Raw genomic sequence first — 23,256 nt, 5'->3', positions numbered from 1 at the left:
GAGATTATTAAACGCGGTCGAAGTTGGTCGGCAAGACCAGCATGTCGCGGATGGTGACGGTGCGCTTGCGCGTCAGCATATAAACGACGGCATCAGCCACTTCGCTCGCATCGATGAGGCTGCCCGATTCCTTGGCCTTGCGGAGATTTTCCTCCGGCCAGTCGGCCAGAAGTGCCGAGACGACCGGGCCGGGAGAGACCTGCGCGACGCGCACGCCGTGCGGGATCATCTGGCGGCGCATGCCCTGCACGAAGCTGGTGATCGCCCATTTCGAGCCCGAATAGACCGGCTCCCAATAGGTCGGAAAGTGGCCGGCGATCGAGCAGGTGACGATGATGTCACCGGTCTTGCGCTCCGACATGTGCGGCACGACGGCCTGCACGTTCTTCATCACGGCGTTGACGTTGAGGTTCAGCATCTTGTCGATGGCTTCAGGCGTCGTTTCGGTGAGATCACCACCGATATAGGTGCCGGCATTACAATAGAGAATGTCGATATGATCGACCTTCCCCAGGATTTCCGGGATCATCGCGTTGCAGCTGTCGGCATCGAGCAGGTTGGTCACCTGCGGAATGGCGCGCTCGCCGAGCTTGGCGGCCAGATCATTCAAGGCTTTCTCGTTCCAGTCGACCATGACCACGGTTGCGCCCTGTTCCAAGAGCGCTTCTGTGGTTGCAAGCCCGATGCCGGATGCGGCGCCGGTGATGACCGCGATCTTGCCTTGCAGCGATTCAGACATTTAGTTCTCCTGCGTTTATGAAGGTGTTTCCGGGCCGGCTCAGCGCCATTCGCGCCCGATATAGATGGCCAACAGAATGATGCCGCCCTTGATGACATCCTGAAGATAGGGGTTGATGCCCATCAGGTTGAGGCCGTTATTGAGGATGCCAAGCAGCACCGCGCCGATGAGCGTGCCGAGGATGAGGCCCCTGCCGCCGGCAATCGCCGTGCCGCCCAGAACGACCGCCGCAATGGCGTCCAGTTCGAAGCCGACGCCGGCATTGGGCTGGCCGCTCATCAGGCGACCGGTCAGTATGAGGGCGGCGAAAGCTGCCGTGACACCCGAGATGCCATAGACGGCAAGCTTGACGCGCCGGGTCTTCACACCCGAAAGACGGGCCGCCAGTTCGTTACCGCCAAGCGCATAGACGTGGCGGCCGAAGGCTGTGCGCTGCAACAGCACCCAGGCCACCGCATAGATCACCACCATGATGATGACGGGCACCGGAACGATGCCGACGCGGCCAACGCCGAACCAGGAAATCCAGCTCGGAATGCCGCTGACCGGGTAGCCGCCGGAATAGATGAGGCCGAGGCCACGGGCCATGCCCATGGTGGCGAGCGTGACGATGATGGCCGGCATCCTGCCCCAAGCGACCAGCGCCCCGTTGAAGATGCCAATGCCGAGCCCGATGAAGAGGCCGGCCGGCAGGGCAATCGCGGGAGACAGGCCCGTATTCACCATCAGGCCGGCCGACAGCGTGCCGACCAGCGCCATGACCGCACCGACCGAAAGATCGATGCCGCCGGTCAGGATGACGAAGGTCATGCCAACAGCGAGAATGCCAACGACGGAAACCTGCCGCAGCACGTTCATGATGTTGTTGACGCTGAAGAAATTGTCGCTCGCAAGACCCATGAGGATGGATACGACGATGAGACCCGCCAGCGGCAGGGCGAGCGGCGAGCGCAGCATGGCACTGAAACTGAAACCGCCCGTTTTCGCGGCAACGCCGGTGTTTGCATCAAGCGACATGTTCAACTCTCCCGGTGGTGGCGTTTGTCATTATTGTTTCTGAATTGATGTCTTCGCCCTCGACCGTGGCGACAATGCCGCCGGAGCGGAAGACGCAGACCCTGTCGGACATGCCGATCACTTCCGGCAACTCCGAGGAGATCATGATGATCGAATGACCCCTGGCGGCAAATTCGCGCATCAGCGAATAGATTTCTGCCTTGGCGCCAACGTCGATGCCGCGTGTCGGCTCGTCGAAGATCAGCACGCGCATGTCATGGTTCAGCCAGCGGGCGATAACGATCTTCTGCTGGTTGCCGCCGGACAGCGTGTCGACACGGGCATAGGGGCCCTGCGCCTTGACCTGCACCTGCGCCATGGCCTTCGTCGTGTGCTCCAGTTCCTTCTTGAGGTCGAGGAACCAGTGGGCCTTGCGGTACTTACGATAATTGTTCAGCGAAATATTCTGCAGGATCGAGAAGCTGGTGATCAGCCCCTCCTCCTTGCGGCTTTCCGGCAGCAGGCCGATGCCGCGCATCAGCGCATCATCGGGGCCGGACAAACGCGTATCCACACCATCAAGCTTGATCTTGCGGCGCGAAGCGGAATGCGCACCGAGCATGGCCAGCACCGTTTCCGTGCGGCCCGAGCCGACGAGCCCGGCAAAGCCGAGGATTTCACCCTTGCGCAGCGAAAAGCGCGAGACAGGGCCGCCCTTCTTCAATTGCAGCTCTTCGACTTCGATCACCTTTGCGGCGGAAGGATCGATCTGCGGCTTCGGCGGGAAGCTGGCTTCGATGCGCCGGCCGACCATCATCTCCACCAGACGGTCATTATCGACCTCCGACGTCAGGCAGGAGCCAATCAACTCGCCATCGCGAAGAACGGTGATGCGGTCGCAGATCTCGAATATTTCATCGAGGTGATGCGAAATGAAGATGATCGCCACGCCCTGACGGCGCAGCTCGCGCATGACATTGAACAGGTGCTCTGTCTCGGAGGGCGTGAGCGTCGCGGTCGGCTCGTCGAGCACGAGAATGCGGGCATCCAGCGACAATGCCTTGGCGATTTCGACAAATTGCTGCTGGGCAACCGACAGGCGGTGCACCGGCACGTCGAGCGGCACATCCACGGCCAGCCGGCCCATGATTTCGGCCGCGCGCTTGCGCATCGCGCCCTTGTTCAAAAGGCGCAGCGGCCCGCGAATTTCGCGGGCGAGGAACATGTTTTCAACGGCATTGAGATAGGGGATCAGGCTGAATTCCTGAAACACGATGCCGACGCCAGCGGCAATCGCTTCGTCATAATTGGCGAAGCGGCGATCCTTGCCGTCAATGCGGATCGTTCCCTCCGATGGCTGCAAAATGCCGCATAGGATCTTCATCAAAGTCGACTTGCCGGCACCGTTTTCGCCCAGAAGCGCATGCACCTCACCGGCGCGCGCCTCAAGGTCGACGCCGTGCAGGACTTCGATCTTGCCAAAGCTTTTTCTTATTGCATTCAGTTCCAGCATTTCACCCTCCTCAATGGTCGGGATTTAACCCCGCCCCCATACTAGATGGGGACGGGGCCTGGGAGGAGTTCTTACCAGCTGAACTCGCCGGCGTTTTTGCTGTCGACGACCATAACGTCGATCGGGACTTCCTTCGGCACAACGCGTGCGCCCCACTTCTGGGCAAGCGCCATGGCAAGGCCGACACGCACCTGGTCACGCGGGAACTGCGCGGTGGTTTCGATGAAGGGGCCACCGTCGGCAATTGCCTTCACAGCTTCAGGAGCACCATCCACCGAGGTGAGCTTGATGTCCTTGCCGGAACCCTGAATAGCAGCGAGTGCACCCATCGCGCCGCCATCATTCACCGAGAAGATGCCGGCGAGGTTCGGACGCGACTGGATCATGTTTTCAACGACGCCGAGAGCAACGGAGCGGTCCTGACGGCCGTTCTGCGTGTCGACCAGCTTGATGTCGGCGAATTCGGCGAGAGCCGCCTTGCAGCCTTCAACGCGCTGAAGGATCGGCACGACCGGGATACCGTCGAGGATTGCGACTTCACCCTTGCCGCCGAGCGCGTCACCGAGATGTTTGCACGACTTGTAGCCGGCATCGCGGTTCTTCGAGCCGACGAAGGTGTCGACCGGGCCGTTAGCGTTGGCATCAACAGCAACGACAATCACGCCGGCAGCCTTGGCGGCGTGCACAGCAGCTTCGATGCCGGCGCTGTCCGTCGGGTTCAGAAGCAGGATGTCGATCTTCTGCTGAAGCATGTCTTCAACGTCAGAAATCTGCTTTGCGACATCGTGGCCGGCATCGGTGACGACGACGTCAGCACCGATGCTTGCGGCGGCTTCCTTCAGCGCTTCCTGCATCGACACGAAATAAGGGTTGTTGAGTTCCTGGAAGGTCATGCCGATCTTCAGCTTTTCCTGCGCCAGCGCCGGAGCGGCCATCATTGCAATTGCGGCTGTCGCCATCAGAAACTTGGATTTCATTTTCATCTCACTTTTCCTCCCGTTTGGAAAGTTGGGGCAACAGGTGCCCGTTTCCGGACAGACCTCTGCCCGAATTGGTAAAAATCGGCGCTGTGTCGCTGGTTTACTCCGCCATAACCGCTGCCTTCTGGGCTGCGAAAATGGTCCGGAACCTCGACGGTGACATTCCCTTCAGTTTCAGGAAATGCCGGTTGAAATTCGAAAGGTTGGAAAAGCCCACATCATAGCAGACCTCCGCCACCTTCACGTCCTGATCCGCCAAAAGCATCTGGCAGGCCAGATCGATGCGTAACTGATTGCGATATCGCACCAGCGTCGTGCCCGTGTGGCGCTTGAAGGCGCGGGAAAAGGCGCTCGGGCTCTGGCCCACCATGTCCGCGAGATCGATCTCCTCGACCTGCTCGGTCAGGTGCTGGCGCAGATGTGACAAAGCGCGGTTGATGCCGCTGTCGCCAATGCCGGTCAGATCAAGCTCGTAGCTCAGGCTCGCCAGCACTTCCGAAGACGGCGCATTGACCAGCAGATCGAGAATTTCCCAGAAAAGCGCCAGACGCGTCAGCCCCTGCGCTTCGATCAGCCGAAGCACCAGCGGGCGAACCCGGTCGCTCGTCTCGTCGTCGAACAGAATACCGCGGCGGCTGCGATCCAGCAGCGCCCGCACCACATCCATCTCGGCCATGGAGGTGCAGGCATCTTCGATAAAGCTCTCCGGAAACTGGATCACGAGAGAGCGTGTCGGCACGATTTCGTCCGGCTCGATCTCGCTGATCCAGTTCTGGGGGAGATTGGGACCGGTCATGATGAGCTGACCGGGGCTGAAGCGACCGACGAAATCACCGATATAGAACGTGCCCGACGTGGCGACGACCAGATGGATTTCATATTCGGGATGGTAATGCCAGCGCACGGTGCGAAACGGATAGCCATGCCGCCAGGCAGCGAAGGATTCGCCCTTGCGGATGTGCACCAGTTCCAGATCGGGCTGCATCATGGTTCCTCCCATCAGTCGCGTCCGCCGCATTTGCGGAGAGAGCCATTTCCTCTAATGGCTCGTCCAAGGCGTTGATGAGGAGCATATGGCGTGCGGCATCCCTGCATCCACATCACGCCGAAGAAATTGCCGATACTTTTTTGACTTTTTTTTGTCAGGAATTGAAGAGTCGTCCGATAGGACTGACTATAAACGCGGCGACAGTGCCGATTTTTCCGCTCAATTTGGCGTGATGCGCTGAAACAATGCGCAACCGGAGTCGATATCTGGTAAAATCTTGACGTGTAGCCTGCCGGATGGCGGCAGGCTACACTCATACTTTTCCGCACCATATCTGCCGCTCAATCATCAGCGGCCGACTTCGTCTTTTATTGCGGCATGACGATCTGCAACTTCACATCCGTTTCCCGCGCTTCCACCGCACGGTCGAAACCGGCGATACTGTCTTCGAAGGGAATGGTGGCCGAAATCAATGGCTTGAGATCAACCTTGCCGGAGGCGATGAGGGCCACCGCGCGGTCATAGACGTTGGCGTAACGGAATACCGTTTCCACCCGCAGCTCTTTGGCCTGAAGGCCGACGATATCGACCGGAACCGGGTCAACCGGCATGCCAACGAGCACGATGGCACCGCCCGGTCGCGCCAGTTTCGCCATGCCGAGTATGGCGGGTGCCGCACCTGAGCATTCGAAGACGATATCGCAACCCCAGCCATCCGTGGCGGCCGAAACCGCTTCGGCAAGGTTGCGCTCGCGGATATTGATGGTCTCGATGCCGTCATAAGCGGCGATGATATCAAGCTTCGGCTGAGCGAGATCGGCAACGATGACCTTGGCGCAACCGCCCGCCAATGCGGCAAGCGCCACCATCATGCCGATAGGACCGGCACCGGTGACGACGGCGATATCGCCGGGCTGGATGCGCGCCCGCAGTGCCGCCTGCATGCCGATGGCGAAGGGTTCGACCATCGCCCCTTCGGCAAAGGAGACGTTATCCGGCAGCTTGTAGGTGAAGGCCGCGGGGTGGATGACCTCAGGCGTCAGGCAGCCATGGATCGGCGGTGTTGCCCAGAAGCGGACAGCGGGATCGACATTATAGATGCCGAGTTTCGAGGCCCGCGATGTGGGATCGGGGATACCAGGCTCCATGCAGACGCGGTCACCGATCTTCAGATGGGTGACGTCGGAACCGGTTTCGATCACCGTACCGGAGGCTTCATGGCCGAGCACCATGGGTGCGTTGACGACGAAGTGGCCGATCTTGCCATGGGTATAATAATGAACGTCCGAGCCGCAGATGCCGACCGTATGGGTGCGAATGCGCACATCCTTCGGTCCGAGTTCACCGGACCCGGCGCCTCCGGGAATGTCAAAATCCCTGAGCGAGAGTTTGCCTTTTTCTTCCAGCACCAGTGCCTTCATCTCATCCTCCGTGGTTTGCGATACGCCTGGCAGCGAATTCAGTAAGCGTGATGGCGTGCAACTTCGGCAAAAGTAAATAGAAATCCGCCGGATCGGCAGGTTTTTCTTCGCGACGGAAAAACTGTATCGAGACGCCTGCGATTTCTCATCATTCGCAGACGAATAAGGTCAGCGCGCAAATCGGCGAGCCTTCGATTCGGGGGGATGATGGACGCGTAGGGTGACTGAAAGCTGTAGCCGGGGCCTGTCAGCCCTTCCTGATCCGCAGCCCCTCCAGAAAAGTCCGGAAACTTGTGACCGCGCGTTTCGAGGTCGTTTCGGGGTCGTCGGAATTTGCGATCCATTGGGCAGCAGTGCTGCTTGCCGCATTGATGAAGCGGGCGCAGGCCTCCGGATCGATGTCGCCGATGGTGCCCTCTTCCTTCAGCGCACTGAGGCTGCGCGCAACGGCTGAGATACAGCCGTTGGCATTGGGCCAGCGGGATGGATCGCCAAGCACAGCCGGCCCGTCGCGAAACATGATCCGCTGGATTTCCGGTTCGAGCGCCATGCGCACATAACCGACATTTTCCTCGACAAAACCCTCCCACCGGGTCTCGGCGCTTGAGGAGATATCACAGAGCCTTTTTGTCATCTCCGCGTCGATCTCGGCCACAACGGCCATCAGCAGACCCTTTTTATCGCCAAAATGGTGATAGAGCGCGCCGCGGGTGAGACCTGCCCCGGCGGTGAAGTCATCCATAGAGGCTTCCGCATAACCGATGCTGCCAAAGGCCTTGCGGCCGGCAGCCAGAAGCTTCGCCCGCGTCTCGGCAATCATTTCACTGCGAGGTTTGCGCACTCTTTTCTCCAATCTTCACATACGAAGCGTATATTAGTTGACATACGTCTCGTATGCAATTATCTCATTTACATACGCCACGTATGTATGTGGTGGACACCCGTTGAACAAGGTGCATCCCGATGTCTAATCCATACAGAGAAATTTTCCGCGCTCCAGGTGCAAAAGGCTTTTCCGCTGCCGGTTTCTTCGCCCGTCTTCCCATCGCCATGGCCCCGATCGGTATCGTCGCCATGCTGTCGCAGACCCATGGCGAATATTGGCTGGCCGGTGCCGTTTCGGCCACCTTCGCCCTGACCAATGCGGCTGCGGCACCCCAAATCTCCCGGCTGGTGGATCGCATGGGGCAGAGCCGCGTCCTCATCCCCGCCACCATCATCTCGGTCATCGCCTTTGCCGCATTGATCACCGCGACAAATCAGAGATGGCCGACCTGGACATTGTTCCTGTCCGCCTTCCTCGCCGCCGCCATGCCGAGCATTCCTGCCATGATGCGCGCCCGCTGGACGGAAATCTTCCGCGACCGGCCGGAACTCAATACGGCTTTCGCCTTTGAATCTGCCGCCGACGAGCTTGTTTATATCGCCGGTGCATCGCTTTCCGTCGGCCTTGCGGTTTCCCTGTTTCCGGAAGCCGGCATGATGATCAGCACCACATTTCTGGCGCTCGGCACCTTTGCCTTCCTGCTGCAACGCTCCACCGAACCGAAGGTGCGGCCGGTGGAAAGCGGATACAGGCAGCGTTCGGCCATCTTCCTGCGCCCGGTCCAGATCATCACGCTCTCCCTGATTTTCGTCGGCTCGACTTTCGCCACGGCCGAGGTGAGCGCCGTCGCGATCACCAAGGAGCTTGGCCAACCCGGAGCCGCCAGCCTAGTCATCGGCGTTTATGCCATCGGCTCCTTCGTGGTCGGCCTCACTCTCGGCGCGATCAATCCGAAAATGCCGTTGCAGCGACAATTGCTGATCGCCGTCAGCGTGCTGGCGCTCACCGCGCTGCCACTCCTCGTCGCCAATAGCAGCGTTGCCCTGCTCGCCTTTGCCGTCTTCTTAAGCGGCGTGGCAATCTCGCCTGTTTTCATCACCTCATTCGGCCTGATCGAGCGCCGCGTGCCGGAATCGATGCTGACGGAGGGTGTCACCTGGGTCATGACCGGCATTGGCATAGGCATGGCGTTCGGTGCCTTCATCTCCGGCTGGGTGATCGACAATTTCGGCCCGGACAACGGTTTCTGGGTATCGGTTGCCGCAAGCCTGACCACAGTCGCCATCATCGGCCTTGGTCAGCGCAGCCTGTCGGGAGAAACACGGGATTCGTGCTCGGCATCTGCGGTGCAGCAGCCCGCCGAATAAAAAGAGACGACAGACGTCTTCCGCTGCGAAACCTCGCTAGACAAACCGCAACTGTATGGGCTGAGACTACGGGATCAGCCCATACGCTCGGAGACATGTTCGCCGGGTGATGCAGGGAAAACCACCGTCTTGTTGCCGTTCAGGAAGACCCGCTGATGAATATGGGCGTGGATGGCACGCGCCAGAACCTGGCTTTCCACATCCCGTCCAAGGCTCACATAATCCATCCCGCTCTGGGCATGGGTCACGCGGATCGTATCCTGCTCGATGATCGGGCCTTCATCGAGATCGGCGGTGACATAATGGGCGGTCGCGCCGATCAGTCTCACCCCGCGTTCATAGGCCTGCTTGTAAGGGTTGGCGCCCTTGAAGGACGGCAGGAAGGAGTGATGGATATTGATGATGCGGCCGGACATTTCCTGACACAGCTGGTCCGACAGAACCTGCATGTAGCGCGCCAGCACCACGAGTTCGGCGCCGGTATCGCGCACCACCTGCAGGATCGCCCCTTCCGCCTCGGGCTTGGTTTCCGGCGTGACGCGGATGTGATGGAAAGGAATATCCTCGTTCACCACCTGTTTCTGGTAATCGAGGTGATTGGAGATCACCGCGACGATTTCTACCGGCAACGCGCCGATGCGGGAGCGATAAAGCAGATCGTTCAGGCAATGGCCAAAGCGTGAGACCATGATCACGATCTTCTTTTTTTGCGAAAGATCGTGAATGTCATAGTCCATATCGAAATCGGCCGCGACGGAACCGAACCCGTCAAGCAGCGCTTCCCGTCCCGATCCCTGCTCGGAAATGAAGCTCAGCCGCATAAAAAACCGTGCGGTCTCCTGATCGGTGAATTGCGAACTGTCGTTGATATTGCAGCCGGACCTGGCGAGATAACCGGAGACAGCGGCGACGATGCCGCTGCGGGCCGGGCATGAGACTTTCATGATATAGGTGTTCAAATCCTGCTCCCTGACTGATGCACGCACGGACAGATCGCCCGCGCCGCGGCGCAGATCGTCCATAAACGACCCTCCGGCCATAAACTGGATGCCGGTCCCGACTATATTCAGGACCGGCGAAGTGATTTACGAGACGTAGATCGGGAACGCCTCACAGAGTGCGGCAACCTCTTCCCGCACCTCGGCCTCGACCGCGCTGTCACCCTCGGCATTCGTGGCCAGCGCATCGATGACACGCAGGATCAGCGCACCGATCTTTTCGAACTCGAGCACGCCGAAACCGCGGGTGGTGCCGGCCGAGCTGCCAAGACGGATGCCCGAAGTGACGAACGGCTTTTCCGGGTCATTGGGAATGGAGTTCTTGTTGCAGGTAAGTCCCGCCCGTTCGAGCGCGATTTCGGCAATCTTGCCGGTGACGCCCTTCGGGCGCAAATCGACCAGCACCATATGACTGTCGGTTCCGCCCGAGACGATGCCGAGACCACCCTGTATCAGCACCTTGGCCAGCGCCTGTGCATTGGCGATCACCTGACCGGCATAGTCGGAAAATTCTGGCCGCAGGGCCTCGCCGAAAGCCACGGCCTTGGCGGCGATGACATGCATCAGCGGGCCGCCCTGATTGCCGGGGAAGACCGCCGAGTTCAGCTTCTTGGCGAGATCGGCATCATTGGTCAGGATTACGCCGCCGCGCGGGCCGCGCAGGGTCTTGTGGGTGGTCGAGGTGGTGACGTGCGCATGGGGCACGGCGTTGGGATAGTGACCGCCGGCGATCAGCCCGGCATAATGGGCCATGTCGACCATTAGATATGCGCCCACTTCATCGGCGATCTCACGGAAGCCGGCAAAATCGATCTGGCGCGGATAGGCCGAGGCCCCGGCGACGATCAGCTTCGGCTTCGTTTCCAACGCTTTCTCGCGCACCTTCTCCATGTCGATCAGGTGGGTTTCGGGGTCAACCTCGTAGGAGACGACATCGAACCACTTGCCGGACATCGTCACCGGCGAACCGTGGGTCAGGTGGCCGCCATGGGCGAGCGAAAGCCCCATGATGCGGTCGCCCGGCTGCAGCAGCGCCAGGAACACGGCTTGGTTGGCCTGCGCGCCGGAATGCGGCTGCACATTGGCAAATTCCGCGCCGAAGAGTTGCTTCAACCGGTCGATGGCGACCTGTTCGACCTTGTCGACGAATTCGCAACCGCCGTAATAACGCTTGCCGGGATAACCCTCGGCATATTTGTTGGTCAGCACCGAGCCCTGTGCCGCCAGAACATCGGCGGACACAATGTTTTCCGAGGCGATCAGCTCGATCTGCGTCTTCTGGCGGTCGAGTTCCTCGGCGATGGCATCAGCGATCACCGTGTCGGAAACGGTATTGTGTGACAGGCGGTTGAGCATGGTTTTCTCCTCCCAGAATCAGGCGATATCAGCTGCAAGTTCCTTGCAGCCGGTTTCAAGCAAATGGCCAAGATGCGACACGAAGCTGTTCCAGACATCCATGCGGAAACGGTTCTCCGCATCGCGCCACAACACCACGGTCACGCCGTCGAAAATCGTCCGACGTCCCTCGCCGATAGCAATGGTCTCGATGTCACGGGCGCAGCCCAGCGTCAGCAGTTCGGCGGCCTGCGGCCCCTCGATCAGCAGTGTCACTTCCCGTCCGGAAATATCGACAAGGCTGTGCGGATGGCTGGCATAAACGCCCGCGCAGGCAGCGACCAGCCGGTCGGTTTCGGTAATCGGCGCAAGAATAGTCCATTCGTCAGGACCAAGCCGCAGGGCCTCGATTTCGCCAGAAGCGGCGCGGGCGCCGATCCGGGCGGGCAAGCTCATGCCAAGGGCGGCGTCGAGCGGCGCCAGATCGCCCCGCGCCCGCAGAGAAAACCGCGCCTGCGCGGCCAGCATGCTGACCCGGGCCGCTTTGCTCTCGGCCAGCACGCCGGGAACGGGGGAGGAAACGCGCATGTTCATTGTCATCTCCGGTCAGATTTTCAGGCGGGTGTTTTCGGGATCGACAAAGACCATCCCGGTGATTTTTGCGGCAATGGTGCGGTCCAGCATCGGAATATAGACGGTCTCGCCCATCCGCTCGTGCCCACCTTCCACCAGCGCCAGCGCAATCGGCTGGCCGGCCGCATCCGAATGATAGGAGGACGTCACATGCCCCACCATCTTCATCGGGATCGGCTGCTTCGCATCAAAGACGATCTGCGCGCCTTCTTCCAGCTTCGATCGGTCTTCGGTGAGAAGACCAACGAGATGGCGACGGCCCTTTGCGACGAGATCGGGGCGGGCAAGGCCGCGCTTGCCGACGAAATCGGGCTTGTTCTTGCCGACAGCCCAGTCCATCGCTGCATCATAAGGCGTCACCGTGCCGTCTGTATCCTGGCCGACGATGATGTAGCCCTTTTCGGCGCGCAGCACATGCATTGTCTCTGTGCCATAAGGCGTGATGCAATATTGCTGGCCGGCCTCCCACAGGATTTCCCACAGCTTGCGGCCGAGAGGTGCCGGCACATTGACCTCGAAGCCGATCTCGCCAGTGAAGCTGACGCGGAACAACCGCGCCGGCATGCCGGCCACGGTGCATTCCAGGCAGGACATATGCGGGAAGGCCTCTTCGGTCAGCTCGACGCCTTCCACCAGCGGCGCAAGCAGCTTTGCCGCATTCGGACCGTTGAGGGCGATGGTCGACCATTGTTCGGTTGTCGAGGTCAGCCAGACATTGAGATCGGGCCATTCGGTCTGGAGGTAATCCTCCATCATGTTCAGCACGCGGGCGGCACCGCCTGTCGTGGTGGTGACATGGAAACGGTCTTCGGTCATGCGGCCGATGACGCCGTCGTCACGGATGAAGCCGTCATCGCCGAGCAGCAGGCCATAACGGCAGCGGCCGGGCGCAAGCTTCGTCCAGGGGTTGGTGTACATGCGGTTCATGAACTCGACCGCGTCAGGACCGACGACTTCGATCTTGCCGAGCGTGGAGGCGTCAAAAATGCCGACGCTCTGGCGCACCGCCCGGCATTCACGGCCGACGGCCGCGTCCATGTCTTCACCCGGCTTTGGGAAATACCACGCGCGACGCCATTGCCCGACCGGCTCATAGACCGCGCCATGCTCCTTCGCCCAGCTGTCGATCTGCGTCTTGCGCGTCACCTCGAAATGCTCGCCGCGATGATAGCCGGCAAAGGCTCCGAAGGTTGTTGGCGTATAGGGCGGGCGGAAGGTGGTCAGTCCCACCTGCGGCTGGGGTTTGCCAAGGGCTTCCGCCGCAATGTTCAGGCCGTTGATGTTGGACATCTTGCCCTGATCGGTGGCCATGCCGTTGGTCGTATAACGCTTGACGTGTTCGATGGAGCGCATGCCCTCGCGCACGGCGAGCCGCAGGTCCTTGGCGGTCACGTCATTCTGGTAATCGACGAAAGCCTTGGCTTTGCTGGCGTCGCGGTCGCTCAGTAGTTCGGTGTGGGAGACGCCGCTGCCGGTGCGATCATATTCCACCGCATGGCTGGAAACATTAGCGGTCTTGCCAAGTGCTGCAACGACTTCGCGGCCCCGTTCAGCGCCATCCTTCAGCGCCGCCTCGATGCCCCAGAGCCCGCGCCCGGCGCCTGCAATCAAGCAATCCTCATTGGTGAGGGCCGGCAGGAAGGTCGCCCGCTCATCGTCCCAGGCAAGCTTGCCCTGCGTATGGGAGAAGAGATGCAGCGAGGGCGTCCAGCCGCCCGACATCAGCACCGCGTCGCAGGCCATCTCCTGTCCCGCAGCGACTGTCGAACCATTCACCGAATTGACGCGAACCGACTTGACGCGCAATCGTCCCGACGTCGCCGTGACCGTATGCGACAGCTTGACCGGAATGCCGAGCGCACGCGCCTCGTTTACCAGTTCCTCGCGTACCTTTGCGCGGGTGTCGATGATGGCCTGAACGCGCGCGCCGGCACCGTGAAGATCAAAAGCGGCATACCAGGCACTGTCATGGCTCGTCACCACCACCGGGCGGTTGCCGACCTTGACGCCATACCGGTTGAGATAGGTCTGGGCAGCGCCTGCGAGCATCACGCCCGGCCGGTCATTGCCGTGGAAGACCAGCGGCTTTTCCAGTGCGCCCTGCGCCAGCACCACCTGACGCGCCCGAACGCGCCACAGGCGTTCGCGCGGCGTATCCTTCGGCACGGTTTCGAGATGGTCGGTCAGCTTTTCGCAAAGACCGATCATGTTCTGGTGGTAATAGGCAATCGCTGTCGTGCGCGTCATCACCTTGACGCCCTGTTCCCTCAGCGTCTTCAATTCATCCGCCAGCCAGGTCCATGCGGGCTTGCCGTCGATCTTCGCCTGGGGTTCGGACAGCAGCGTGCCGCCGGCTTCGGCATTTTCATCGACCAGCACGACCTTCAGACCATCGACCGCCGCCGCACGCGCGGCTGCAAGACCCGCGGGACCGCCACCGACGATCAACACATCGCAATGCAGGTTGCGCGAGGCGTAGGTATCGGGGTCTTCTTCCGTCGGAGACACGCCAAGACCTGCGGCCGCGCGAATGAAAGGCTCATAGACCTTGTTCCAGAAGCTCTTCGGCCACATGAAGGTCTTGTAGTAGAAACCAGCCGAAAACAGCATATAGGCCATGTCATTGACAGCGCCGATATCGAAATTCAGGCTCGGAAATTTGTTCTGCGAGGTGGTTTCCAGCCCGTTCCAGATTTCCTGCACCGTAGCGCGGGTATTCGGCTCGAACTGACCGGCGCCACGGCGGGTGCCGATCAGCGCATTCGGCTCCTCGGAACCCGCCGCCACCGGGCCGCGCGGGCGGTGGTATTTGAACGAGCGGCCCATCAGATGCACGCCATTGGCGAGAAGCGCGGAAGCGACCGTGTCGCCCTTGACGCCGCGGTAGCTCTTGCCGTCGAAGGTGAAGCTCACGGAACGGGCAGCATCCACCCGGCCGCGGCCGGAAACGCGATAGGAGTTCATTTCGACACCTCGGAGCTTGCGGTCAAGCGTGTCAGGGAAGACAGTTCAGGGCGCGGCTCACCCGCGCGATAGGTCGTGAGGAACCGGTCGCTCACCGTGTCGCGCACGGCGTTGAAGAAGCGGCCGCAACCATGCAGGTGCCGCCAGCGCTCGAAATGCGGACCTTTGACGTTGTCGCGGATGAACAGGAATTCCTCCCATTGTTCATCGCTCTGCGACGACGGGTCGGCGGCGCGGACGATATGGGCCTGTCCGGCATAGGTGAATTCGGCTTCGGGCAGCGTTTCGTTGCAATAGGGGCAGCGGATCAGCAGCATGGTTGTTATCCTCGGAGCATTTCCAGTAACAGTTCGGTGCGGTTTTACGTCCGGAAAATGCGTGAATTAATGCGCCACGGCGGCGGCGGCGGCCTCGTCGATCAGTCGGCCAGAGCGGAAGCGTTCCAGCGTGAACGGCGCGTTGATCGGATGCGGTTCGTTTTTGGCAATGGTCCAGGCGAAGGTATGGGCAGCGCCCGGCGTGGCCTTGAAACCGCCCGTGCCCCAGCCGCAATTGACGTAGAGCCCCTCGACCGGCGTCTTGCCGAGAATGGCCGAACGATCCGGCGTGACATCAACGATGCCGCCCCATTTGCGCAGCATGCGCATGCGGTTGAAGATCGGGAAGATCTCGACGATGGCCGCGATCGTATGTTCGATCAGTGGCAGGCCGCCGCGTTGCGAATAGGAGGTGTACTGATCCGTGCCCGAACCGATCACCAGTTCGCCCTTGTCGGACTGGCTGATATAGGCGTGGACCGCATTCGACATGACCACGCAGGGGAAGATCGGTTTGATCGGTTCCGACACCAGCGCCTGCAGCGGATAGCTTTCGAGCGGCAGACGCACGCCTGCCGTATCCATGACAACAGATGTGTGGCCAGCGGCCGAGACCGCGACCTTCTTCGCCTTGATGAAGCCTCTTGCCGTTTCCACACCGGCAACGGAGCCATCGGCATTACGACGAATGGCGGTGACCGGGCAGTTCTGAATGATATCGACACCACGGGCGGCGGCACCGCGCGCATAACCCCAGGCGACCGCATCGTGGCGCGCCGTGCCCGCCCGTTCCTGCAATGCGCCGCCCATGACAGGGTAACGGGCATTCGGCGCAAGGCTCAAGGGCGGGCAATATTCCTTGCATTCCTCCGCGCTGAGCCAGCGATTATCGACGCCGTTCAGGCGGTTGGAATGGATATGGCGCTTGAAGCTCTGCACGTCGTGAACGTTATGCGCCAGCATCAGCACGCCGCGCCGGGAATACATGACGTTGTAATTGAGTTCCTGGCTGAGATTTTCCCACAGATCGACGGCATGGTCATAAAGACGGGCGCTCTCATCATAGAGATAGTTGGAGCGGATGATCGTCGTGTTGCGGCCGGTATTGCCGCCGCCGAGCCAGCCCTTGTCGATGACGGCCACGTTGGTGATGCCGTGCTGGCTGGCCAGATAATAGGCCGCGCCCAGACCATGGCCGCCGGCGCCGACGATGACCACGTCATATTCGGCTTTCGGCTGGCTGTCAGGCCACTGCTCGTCCCAGTTCTTGTTGCCGGTCAGGGCATTCCGCAAAAGATTGAAGGCATTAAAACGCGTCATAGCGGGACCCGGTGGTTGGAAAGCTCATGTCATAAAATCTAGGAGCATTTGCCCAACCCCGGCTGGACAATCGCGTCTGTTTGCATGAATATTTGCGCCATGACCTCTCCTCGCGCCAAGAAACGCCTCAGCGTCGCCTTCCTGCTTGCCGATCGCTTCACGCTGTCGGCCTTCGCGAATTTTGTCGATGTGCTGCGCCTTGCCGCAGACGAGGCCGACCGCTCCCGGCCGATCCTGTGTGAATGGTCGGTGCTCTCGGCAACGCTCGCCAACGTGCAGTCGAGCTGCGGCGTGAAGGTGCAACCGGATACGCGGCTGATCGATGCCGGACACTACGATTATATCGTCGTTGTCGGCGGGCTGATCAGCGACCACAGCGCCCTGCCACCGGAAGCGCTACGCTTCCTGAAAGATCGGGCGGCGGCGGGCATTCCGATTGTCGGACTCTGCACCGGCGTCTTCATCCTGCACGAAGCGGGCCTTCTCGATGGCTATCGCTGCTGCGTGAGCTGGTTTCACCGCCAGGATTTTCTGGATCGTTTCGACACGGTGCAAATGGTCTCCGACCAGATCTTCGTCATCGATCGTGACCGGCTGACCTGTTCCGGCGGCCATGGCGCCGCGCATCTGGCGGCCTTTCTCGTCGAGCGCCATGTCGGCCAGTCCGCCGCGATCAAAAGCCTCAACATCATGATGATCGACAGCGCGCTGAGCGGCGAAAAACCCCAACCCGGCCAGCAGAGCGCGCGCAAGGCCAATGACCCCCTGGTCAAGAAGGCGATCCTGCGGATGCAGCAGAATATCGAGGTTCCGAGAACGGTGCTGGAACTGGCCCACGACCTCGGCCTTGGCCGCCGTAGCCTCGAACGGCGTTTCCTCAATGACCTGAAGGCAACACCGTCAAAGGTCTATCTCGAGCTCCGGCTGGATCGCGCCCTGTCACTTCTGCGCACGACGCATGACCCGATCACCCAGATAGCACTTGCCACCGGCTTCTGCGACGCGCCGCATCTTTCCCGCACGCTCAGGACCGAGCGCGGCTTCACCCCCAGCGAATATCGCAAGACCCAGGCGGGCCACACGGCAACCGACGAGGAATTCGCCGTCGGCGTGCTGCTTCCCCAATCCTGATGGCCGGTGTCTACGAACCGGTGCCCATGAAGGTCAGCCGGGTGACGGCGGTATAGCTGGATTTCGAGGCCATCAGGGCTGCGAAGACGAGCACCAGAACCGGGGGAAGCAGGATGGCATAGATCAGGACCAGCCTTTCCCAGGCATCCTCGCAATCTCCATGACCGTCCCGAACATCAGGGCTCCCTTTGAGCGGGACCGCAACGGCAAGGAGGATGATCTACGGATAGATTTCCTTTATGAATTCAAGGCTTATGGCCTGGATAACCCGGGACGATCAATTTTCGATAGAGGTGCCAGGTCGAATGTCCGAGGATGGGCATGACGACCGCAAGGCCGATAAAGGCCGGGATCGTGCCCACGAAAAGCAATGCCGCGACGATCAAGCCCCAAAGCATAACCGGAACCGGATTGGCAAGGGTGGCGCGTATGCTCGCCTCCACCGCCGCGACTGCACCGACATCCCGGTCAAGCAGCAGCGGGAACGTCACCACGGTTGTCGCCAGCACGATGACCGCGAAAACGAAACCGGCCAGATTGCCCCAGATGATAAGGGAAAGGCCCTGTGAAGTGGTCATCACATCCGACACGAATGTCGAGAGCGAGACGGGACCGGCCGCGTCGAAAGTCGCAGTATAGATGCTTTGCGCAACAATCAGCCAGACCGCGAAAAGCGCAAGCAGCATGACGGCGACCGCGATGATCGACGGCATGGCCGGAGAGTGGCGAACCTCCAGCGCGTGGCGCCATGAGCTATCCAGCCCCTGCTCACGCCGCCTGCTGATCTCATAAAGACTGATGGCGGCGATCGGCCCGATCAGCGCAAAACCCGACATCAGCGGATAAATAAGCGGCGGCAGATTTGCACCGGAACTCCACATCACCAGAAAAACACCGGCGATCGGATACATAAGACAGAGAAAGACGTAGTGGGACGGCTTCTCCTTGAAGTCATCAAGTCCCAACCGCAACGCATCGACAATATCTGCAACGCCAATCTTGCGGACTTCCGGGCGAGTATATTCTCCGCTCGCACCGGCCATGACATGGAATGCCGTCATAGCACTTCTCCTCCTGCGCCATGATCCGGCTGGCGGCACAGGAACGCCCGGTGACTTTTATCCGTGCGTCAAACCGCAACCGGCTGACTTGCATTTTATCAAATTCTGCCGCCTTTGTCGCCTATTGTTCAAGTTGCAGAAAACAGTGGCCTGCGCGGGCACAGGCGACAGGATCCTGCCGGCTCCGCGCATAGGGCCAAAGCACCGGCGACCCGAAAAACCGCATGCGATCTGCTGGCTGCCCGATCGCATGTGGTCACTTGGTAGACCTGTAGATCAACAGGCCGTCAGTAGTCCCAGAAAACCGGCACCCAGCGGAAGGCATCGCCGTCAACAGCGACATGGCCGACCGAAGGGAACGGCATATGGGTGGCGACCAGCAGCTCCCCTGTCGCCGCCAGCTCCCGCAAGAGCCGGACGCGGACGCGGGCGGCCTCTTCCGGGTCGTGCTCAAAGCCATTGAACCAGTCGGGATGTTCGAAACCGACCGCGAACACGGCATCGCCCGCAAACATCAGACGGTCCTTGCCGGAGGCAACGCGGACCACGCTATGCCCGGGCGTATGGCCGCCCGTGCGCGAGACGACGACACCCGGTGCCACCTGGTATTCGTCATCGAACAGCCGGAGCTGGTCCTGATATTCCTTGGCGAAACGTTTGGCAGTTGCGCGAAGTGCATCCGGGAAGCCTGCCGGCATGTTCACATGCGTGAAATCAGGCGCTTCCCAGAATTTGACTTCCGCGGCGGCGACGTGGATGCGAAGATCCGGTCGCAGCCGTTCCTTCACGCCGTCAACCAGCAGTCCGCCAACGTGGTCCATGTGCATGTGGGTCAGCACGACGTCGGTCACCGACCCGAGATCGATGCCGGCGCTCTCCAGTCGCTTGACCAGTTGCCCGGCCCGAGGCAGGTTCAATTCCGGATCCAATCCGAGACCGGCATCGATGAGGATGACCTGTGCGCCGCTGCGCACCACCACCGCGTTCAGCGCCCAGTCGAAAGCTTCCTGCGGCAGGAACATGTTGTCCAGCCAGACGGCGCGCTCTGCGGCATCGACATTGTGTCCCAGCATCTTGGTCGGAAGCGGCAGCACGCCGTCGCTGATGACAAGCACTTCGATCTCGCCGATCTTGACCGCATAGCGCGATGGAACCAGTTCCTCGGGTGCCGGCCTGCCGGTATGTGGGGTGTTGTCCAAGCTCATATCTGTCTCCTGCTGACCCGCCCTGCGGGAATTTGCTTCTGTCTGCGTCATGATGCGCTCCTGTTCTGCGCGGGTTGGAACGTGGGACACGAACCATGCGGCGAAGTGTATGGAGATGCGTTTTGACGGTCGATTGAGCTGAGGAAGGGGGAGGACTACCCCCAGGCACAGGGTTGACTGTTCCGTTCGTTTACGAGACCGAGCGTTGAGCCATGGACGCCCTGGCGTTTCGAAAATGGCCTTGAGACACGTCGAGGTCATCTGTCACCAAGGCAGAGGCCTCGTTCGGCGCGATTGTCTTCAAGGTCAAGCGGCCAGCTCTCCCATCAACTGCGCCGGCGGCAACAACCATGATGTTGGTGCAAGACGAAGCTGCGGCAAATATCGGGTTGGGCTCAGTCCTGCCCGATATCCAGGACGTCGCGAACGGCAGCAAGCAGGGCGTGTCCGTCGAACGGTTTGCGAAGGAAGCCGCCAATGCCCCGGTCTTGGTCGGCGATTTCGTGCCGTCCGCTCATCAGGAAGACTGGTAGTTCCGGGCTCGCCTGCCGGACAATATCGCGAAGCTCGAACCCGTCGGCACCGGGCATGCCAATATCGGTGATCAGCACATCCACACCCTGAAGCCCGAAGGCCAGCAATGCCTCCCCCGATGGAAAGCTCTGAGTTCCGTATCCCGCCGATTCGAGCAGTTCCACCAATGAAGCAAGCACCCTCGGGTCGTCGTCAACGATCGCCACCACAGGCCTGTTCATATCGTCTTTCCTCCGGAGCGGCTACCGATCATGGATCTTTGCTATGTCGAGCGGCAGGGTAAAAACGAATTTCGAGCCGATCGGTTCGTTCTTTTCCGCCCATAATTGCCCCTCATGTGCCTCGATGATCGAACGGCAGATCGCAAGGCCCATGCCCATTCCCTGATCCTTGGTGGTGAAAAAGGGCTCGAAAATCCTGTCGGGAAACTGGACACCCCTCCCCCGGTCCGCGACTTCTATCCGCACCATGTCGCCCGCCCGGAAAGCACGGACCTGAAGGACACGCTCGTTCGCAACGGAAGCCATGGCATCCATGCCATTGCGCAGGAGATTGACCAATACCTGCTGGATCTGAACCCTGTCGAACGGCACGAGCAGGAGACCGCTTTCCCCTTCGACAGTCATCCTGATGCGCCGCCGGCCCGCCTCCTCCGCAAGCAGGTCGCGGGCCTGCCGGACAACGGCGCCAAGCTCGGTACTATCCCGCTTATCCGTCGATTGCCGGAAGAGGGCTCGAATACGGCTCACCACATCGGCTGCGGAATTGGCGCTCTGGACAATGCGTTCGAGCGTTTTCTGTGCGCGTTCGATATTTGGCGGTTCGGCGGTGAGCCAGCGCTGGCAGGCGCTGGAATAATTCATCACCGCCGAAAGCGGCTGGTTCACCTCATGCGCGATGGAGGCCGACAATTCCGCAAGGCTGGCCGCCTGGCTGGAGCGCGCGAGGTTTTCGTGAGCGCGGCTCAGCTCCTCCTGCGCCTGCACCTGATCCTCGATATCGAGGCAGATACCGTTCCACTGCGCGATCTCACCGTCGCCATTGCGCATGGCCGAGGCTCGGGTCTCCACCCAGCGATACACGCCATCGAAGCGACGCAGCCGATGTCGCTGCAAATAGGGCTCGCCGGTCGCCAGCGAATGGGCATAATGTTCCTTGACCACCGCGAGATCATCGGGATGGATGACCGCATCCAGCGTACCATCCAGCCGGGATTTTCCGAAACCGTCCGTGTCTTCAAGATTGAAGCCGAGATACTGGCGCAGCCGCTGGCTGCGATAGATGGGTTTCCCATCCGGCAGGGCGCAATAAATTAACGCAGGCAGCGTTTCGACGAGCTGCTGAAGGTGCCGTTCGCTTTCGCGCAAAGCTTCCTGCGTGGTTATGAGATCATGAATGTCGGAACTGACGCCGTACCAGTAAATGATCGTGCCAGTGTCATCGCGCAACGGTTCCGCGCGCGTTTCGGTCCAGCGATAGCTGCCGCCGGCCCGGAGCTGGCGGTATCGCTGAAGATAGGGAATGCCAGCCTCGACAGAACGCAGAAACGCCTCGCGTGCCGCAGCCCTGTCCTCCGGATGAACGACACCAAGCGACGGTGACCCATTGGGCGCCGTCATATCTTCAAGCGTGGCGCCAGTCACTTCCGTGAACTGCCTGTTGACATAGGCCGGCGCTCCGTCCGCCATCGTGCTCCAGATCAGCGCCGGTACGGTGTCGATAAGCTGCTGCAGCTGCCGTTCGCGTTCGCGAAGGGCGGCTTCCGTCCTCTTATACACGTCGATGTCCAGCGCGGTTCCATACCATCCCGTGATGCGGCCCTGCTCGTCACGCGTCGGGCGCGCCGCAGCCCGATGCCAGACATAGCTGCCATCGGCGCGCGCGGCCCTGTATTCGCAATTCCAGTGTTCTCCCGTTCTGAGGCAGCGGCGCAGTGTTTCCGCTGCCCTGTCGCTGTCGTCGGGGTGGATGCCACGCTGCCAGCCCTGCCTGCCGCCACCGAGAAACGGCTTGTCGTCCAGCAGAGCGTTGAGATCATCGAGCGCCCTCGCGACCGAATTCTGCGAGGCTGGCGTTGCATAGGTAAACTGCCCGATCGCATCGATCGCCCAAGCGTCGCCATAAAGTTTTTCGATGGCAAGAGCGGCCTGGACCGCATTGCGCGTCTCACCGAAAGAACTGGCCCTCATCCATGGCTCGTCCTGCCGCGTCATTGCCGGATCGACCTCCGCACTGACGCCATTTTCCGGCTCGAGCCGGAGTTCGACCTGCCGATAGCTGCCATCCGCCTGAAGCTCGCGGTAGCGGGTGATCTGCGGGATGCCATGAAAGAAGGCTCGTGCCGCCGCCTGCTCGATCGCCGCGCGGTCGTGCGGATGGACGGTGTCCATCGACCGGAGAATATCCTGTGGAGTTCGACCGGCGGAGGGATCGTCGCGATTGTCCTCCCGCGACGCCAGAGCGATGTCGATCACCGTACCGTACCACCCCAGGATCACGCCATTTCCGTCGCGTATAGGCTGACCGGTGCTGCGCGCCCAGCCATAAACACCCGTCGCCCGCAACATGCGGTGCTCGACATTGTAGTGCTCGCCTGTCCGTAGGCACCGGCGCCAGGCAGCGGCGGCAGACTCGTAGTCTTCCGGGTGAATGACCCGCTTCCAGCCGAACGCGCTTTCGCCCGATTGGGAATTGAGACTTTCAAGGCTTATGCCGAAAAAGGCGAGTGCGGCCGGCGTCACATAAATGAAATTGCCGTTGGCATCGGCCGCCCAGGCATTGCCGATAATGCGCTCGACGACCTTCGCTGCCTCAACGGCATCTATATCGGGTGGCCTTGCCGATCCCGCTCCATCCATCCCTGACGTTTCCGCGGACCTCGACATGCCTCAACCCGATCCCATCATGTTTGAGATCGCCGTGATGCAC

19 protein-coding genes and 2 pseudogenes are annotated in these 23,256 nt (G+C 60.7%); 2 read left to right on the top strand and 19 right to left on the bottom strand.

Going from position 1 to position 23,256, the window contains the following annotated elements:
• Positions 1–7: 7 nt before the first annotated feature.
• From ATU_RS20245 to ATU_RS20215, 7 genes are all read right to left on the bottom strand, one after another.
• A complete protein-coding gene (locus tag ATU_RS20245; RefSeq protein ID WP_006315914.1) occupies positions 8–739 on the bottom strand; it encodes an SDR family oxidoreductase in 732 nt (243 codons plus the stop codon).
• A gap of 39 nt (positions 740–778) precedes the next feature.
• Positions 779–1,756, bottom strand: coding sequence for an ABC transporter permease (locus tag ATU_RS20240; RefSeq protein WP_006315915.1), 978 nt, complete (start codon positions 1,754–1,756; stop codon positions 779–781).
• Entirely contained in the window at positions 1,746–3,248 is a 1,503-nt protein-coding gene (locus tag ATU_RS20235; protein WP_010973747.1) for a sugar ABC transporter ATP-binding protein, read from the bottom strand. Before ATU_RS20235 ends, ATU_RS20240 begins: the two co-directional genes overlap by 11 nt.
• A gap of 71 nt (positions 3,249–3,319) precedes the next feature.
• Entirely contained in the window at positions 3,320–4,231 is a 912-nt protein-coding gene (locus ATU_RS20230) for an ABC transporter substrate-binding protein (RefSeq protein ID WP_006315917.1), read from the bottom strand.
• Positions 4,232–4,328: 97 nt separating this feature from the next.
• A complete protein-coding gene (locus tag ATU_RS20225) occupies positions 4,329–5,213 on the bottom strand; it encodes a helix-turn-helix domain-containing protein (RefSeq protein ID WP_010973746.1) in 885 nt (294 codons plus the stop codon).
• A 371-nt stretch (positions 5,214–5,584) separates the two neighbouring features.
• Entirely contained in the window at positions 5,585–6,637 is a 1,053-nt protein-coding gene (locus tag ATU_RS20220; RefSeq protein ID WP_010973745.1) for an NAD(P)-dependent alcohol dehydrogenase, read from the bottom strand.
• Positions 6,638–6,884: 247 nt separating this feature from the next.
• Positions 6,885–7,478 (bottom strand): TetR/AcrR family transcriptional regulator, encoded by a 594-nt coding sequence (locus ATU_RS20215; protein ID WP_035257908.1) that lies wholly within the window; start codon positions 7,476–7,478, stop codon positions 6,885–6,887.
• Between the two features lie 122 nt (positions 7,479–7,600).
• Between ATU_RS20215 and ATU_RS20210 the strand changes: the two genes are divergently transcribed.
• Complete coding sequence (locus ATU_RS20210) at positions 7,601–8,830, top strand: MFS transporter (protein ID WP_010973743.1); 1,230 nt, start codon at positions 7,601–7,603, stop codon at positions 8,828–8,830.
• 74 nt (positions 8,831–8,904) lie between these two features.
• Here ATU_RS20210 and purU read toward each other — a convergent pair whose 3' ends face one another.
• The 6 genes from purU to ATU_RS20180 all read right to left on the bottom strand — a co-directional run bounded on the left by purU (position 8,905) and on the right by ATU_RS20180 (position 16,397).
• Positions 8,905–9,789: a formyltetrahydrofolate deformylase gene (purU, locus tag ATU_RS20205; protein WP_010973742.1), complete on the bottom strand. Its 885-nt coding sequence runs from the start codon at positions 9,787–9,789 to the stop codon at positions 8,905–8,907.
• Positions 9,790–9,915: 126 nt separating this feature from the next.
• Entirely contained in the window at positions 9,916–11,184 is a 1,269-nt protein-coding gene (gene glyA, locus ATU_RS20200) for a serine hydroxymethyltransferase (RefSeq protein WP_010973741.1), read from the bottom strand.
• A gap of 18 nt (positions 11,185–11,202) precedes the next feature.
• Complete coding sequence (locus tag ATU_RS20195; protein ID WP_035257925.1) at positions 11,203–11,757, bottom strand: sarcosine oxidase subunit gamma; 555 nt, start codon at positions 11,755–11,757, stop codon at positions 11,203–11,205.
• Positions 11,758–11,769: 12 nt separating this feature from the next.
• Complete coding sequence (locus ATU_RS20190; RefSeq protein ID WP_010973739.1) at positions 11,770–14,760, bottom strand: sarcosine oxidase subunit alpha; 2,991 nt, start codon at positions 14,758–14,760, stop codon at positions 11,770–11,772.
• Positions 14,757–15,077 carry a sarcosine oxidase subunit delta gene (locus ATU_RS20185; RefSeq protein ID WP_010973738.1) on the bottom strand — a complete coding sequence of 107 codons (321 nt, stop codon included), beginning with the start codon at positions 15,075–15,077 and terminating at the stop codon, positions 14,757–14,759. Before ATU_RS20185 ends, ATU_RS20190 begins: the two co-directional genes overlap by 4 nt.
• A gap of 66 nt (positions 15,078–15,143) precedes the next feature.
• Positions 15,144–16,397, bottom strand: coding sequence for a sarcosine oxidase subunit beta family protein (locus ATU_RS20180; protein ID WP_010973737.1), 1,254 nt, complete (start codon positions 16,395–16,397; stop codon positions 15,144–15,146).
• An 84-nt stretch (positions 16,398–16,481) separates the two neighbouring features.
• On the opposite strand from ATU_RS20180, the gene ATU_RS20175 reads away from it, so the two are divergent.
• Positions 16,482–17,528, top strand: a complete 1,047-nt coding sequence (locus tag ATU_RS20175) for a GlxA family transcriptional regulator (RefSeq protein WP_035257907.1) — start codon at positions 16,482–16,484, stop codon at positions 17,526–17,528.
• A 10-nt stretch (positions 17,529–17,538) separates the two neighbouring features.
• Here ATU_RS20175 and ATU_RS26710 read toward each other — a convergent pair.
• The 6 genes and pseudogenes from ATU_RS26710 to ATU_RS27030 form a co-directional block, all read right to left on the bottom strand.
• Positions 17,539–17,673: pseudogene (locus tag ATU_RS26710) on the bottom strand (cytochrome C oxidase subunit IV family protein); the annotation flags it as partial.
• A 100-nt stretch (positions 17,674–17,773) separates the two neighbouring features.
• Entirely contained in the window at positions 17,774–18,589 is an 816-nt protein-coding gene (locus ATU_RS20165; RefSeq protein WP_010973735.1) for a DUF2189 domain-containing protein, read from the bottom strand.
• 287 nt (positions 18,590–18,876) lie between these two features.
• Positions 18,877–19,845 carry an MBL fold metallo-hydrolase gene (locus tag ATU_RS20160; protein WP_010973734.1) on the bottom strand — a complete coding sequence of 323 codons (969 nt, stop codon included), beginning with the start codon at positions 19,843–19,845 and terminating at the stop codon, positions 18,877–18,879.
• 344 nt (positions 19,846–20,189) lie between these two features.
• A complete protein-coding gene (locus ATU_RS20155) occupies positions 20,190–20,549 on the bottom strand; it encodes a response regulator (RefSeq protein ID WP_010973733.1) in 360 nt (119 codons plus the stop codon).
• Positions 20,550–20,570: 21 nt separating this feature from the next.
• Positions 20,571–22,517: a PAS domain-containing protein gene (locus ATU_RS20150; protein WP_425514147.1), complete on the bottom strand. Its 1,947-nt coding sequence runs from the start codon at positions 22,515–22,517 to the stop codon at positions 20,571–20,573.
• Between the two features lie 282 nt (positions 22,518–22,799).
• Positions 22,800–23,186 (bottom strand): annotated as a pseudogene (locus ATU_RS27030) (PAS domain-containing protein); the annotation flags it as partial.
• Positions 23,187–23,256 lie beyond the last annotated feature (70 nt).

The organism is Agrobacterium fabrum str. C58 (genome assembly GCF_000092025.1).
Lineage (GTDB): Bacteria > Pseudomonadota > Alphaproteobacteria > Rhizobiales > Rhizobiaceae > Agrobacterium > Agrobacterium fabrum.
The sequence above is the reverse complement of the archived record's forward strand: the minus strand, read 5'-3'. Positions and strand labels throughout refer to the sequence as shown.

Bases quoted from the DNA above. Each gene is read 5' to 3' on its own strand.
- ATU_RS20165 (WP_010973735.1), bottom strand. From the start codon at position 18,589: ATGACGGCATTCCATGTCATGGCCGGTGCGAGCGGAGAATATACTCGC.
- ATU_RS20245 (WP_006315914.1), bottom strand. From the start codon at position 739: ATGTCTGAATCGCTGCAAGGCAAGATCGCGGTCATCACCGGCGCCGCA.
- ATU_RS20240 (WP_006315915.1), bottom strand. From the start codon at position 1,756: ATGTCGCTTGATGCAAACACCGGCGTTGCCGCGAAAACGGGCGGTTTC.
- ATU_RS20160 (WP_010973734.1), bottom strand. From the start codon at position 19,845: ATGACGCAGACAGAAGCAAATTCCCGCAGGGCGGGTCAGCAGGAGACA.
- ATU_RS20225 (WP_010973746.1), bottom strand. From the start codon at position 5,213: ATGCAGCCCGATCTGGAACTGGTGCACATCCGCAAGGGCGAATCCTTC.
- ATU_RS20150 (WP_425514147.1), bottom strand. From the start codon at position 22,517: ATGAGGGCCAGTTCTTTCGGTGAGACGCGCAATGCGGTCCAGGCCGCT.
- ATU_RS20180 (WP_010973737.1), bottom strand. From the start codon at position 16,397: ATGACGCGTTTTAATGCCTTCAATCTTTTGCGGAATGCCCTGACCGGC.
- ATU_RS20220 (WP_010973745.1), bottom strand. From the start codon at position 6,637: ATGAAGGCACTGGTGCTGGAAGAAAAAGGCAAACTCTCGCTCAGGGAT.
- ATU_RS20185 (WP_010973738.1), bottom strand. From the start codon at position 15,077: ATGCTGCTGATCCGCTGCCCCTATTGCAACGAAACGCTGCCCGAAGCC.
- ATU_RS20210 (WP_010973743.1), top strand. From the start codon at position 7,601: ATGTCTAATCCATACAGAGAAATTTTCCGCGCTCCAGGTGCAAAAGGC.
- ATU_RS20175 (WP_035257907.1), top strand. From the start codon at position 16,482: ATGAATATTTGCGCCATGACCTCTCCTCGCGCCAAGAAACGCCTCAGC.
- ATU_RS20230 (WP_006315917.1), bottom strand. From the start codon at position 4,231: ATGAAAATGAAATCCAAGTTTCTGATGGCGACAGCCGCAATTGCAATG.
- ATU_RS20195 (WP_035257925.1), bottom strand. From the start codon at position 11,757: ATGAACATGCGCGTTTCCTCCCCCGTTCCCGGCGTGCTGGCCGAGAGC.
- ATU_RS20190 (WP_010973739.1), bottom strand. From the start codon at position 14,760: ATGAACTCCTATCGCGTTTCCGGCCGCGGCCGGGTGGATGCTGCCCGT.
- glyA (WP_010973741.1), bottom strand. From the start codon at position 11,184: ATGCTCAACCGCCTGTCACACAATACCGTTTCCGACACGGTGATCGCT.
- ATU_RS20155 (WP_010973733.1), bottom strand. From the start codon at position 20,549: ATGAACAGGCCTGTGGTGGCGATCGTTGACGACGACCCGAGGGTGCTT.
- ATU_RS20235 (WP_010973747.1), bottom strand. From the start codon at position 3,248: ATGCTGGAACTGAATGCAATAAGAAAAAGCTTTGGCAAGATCGAAGTC.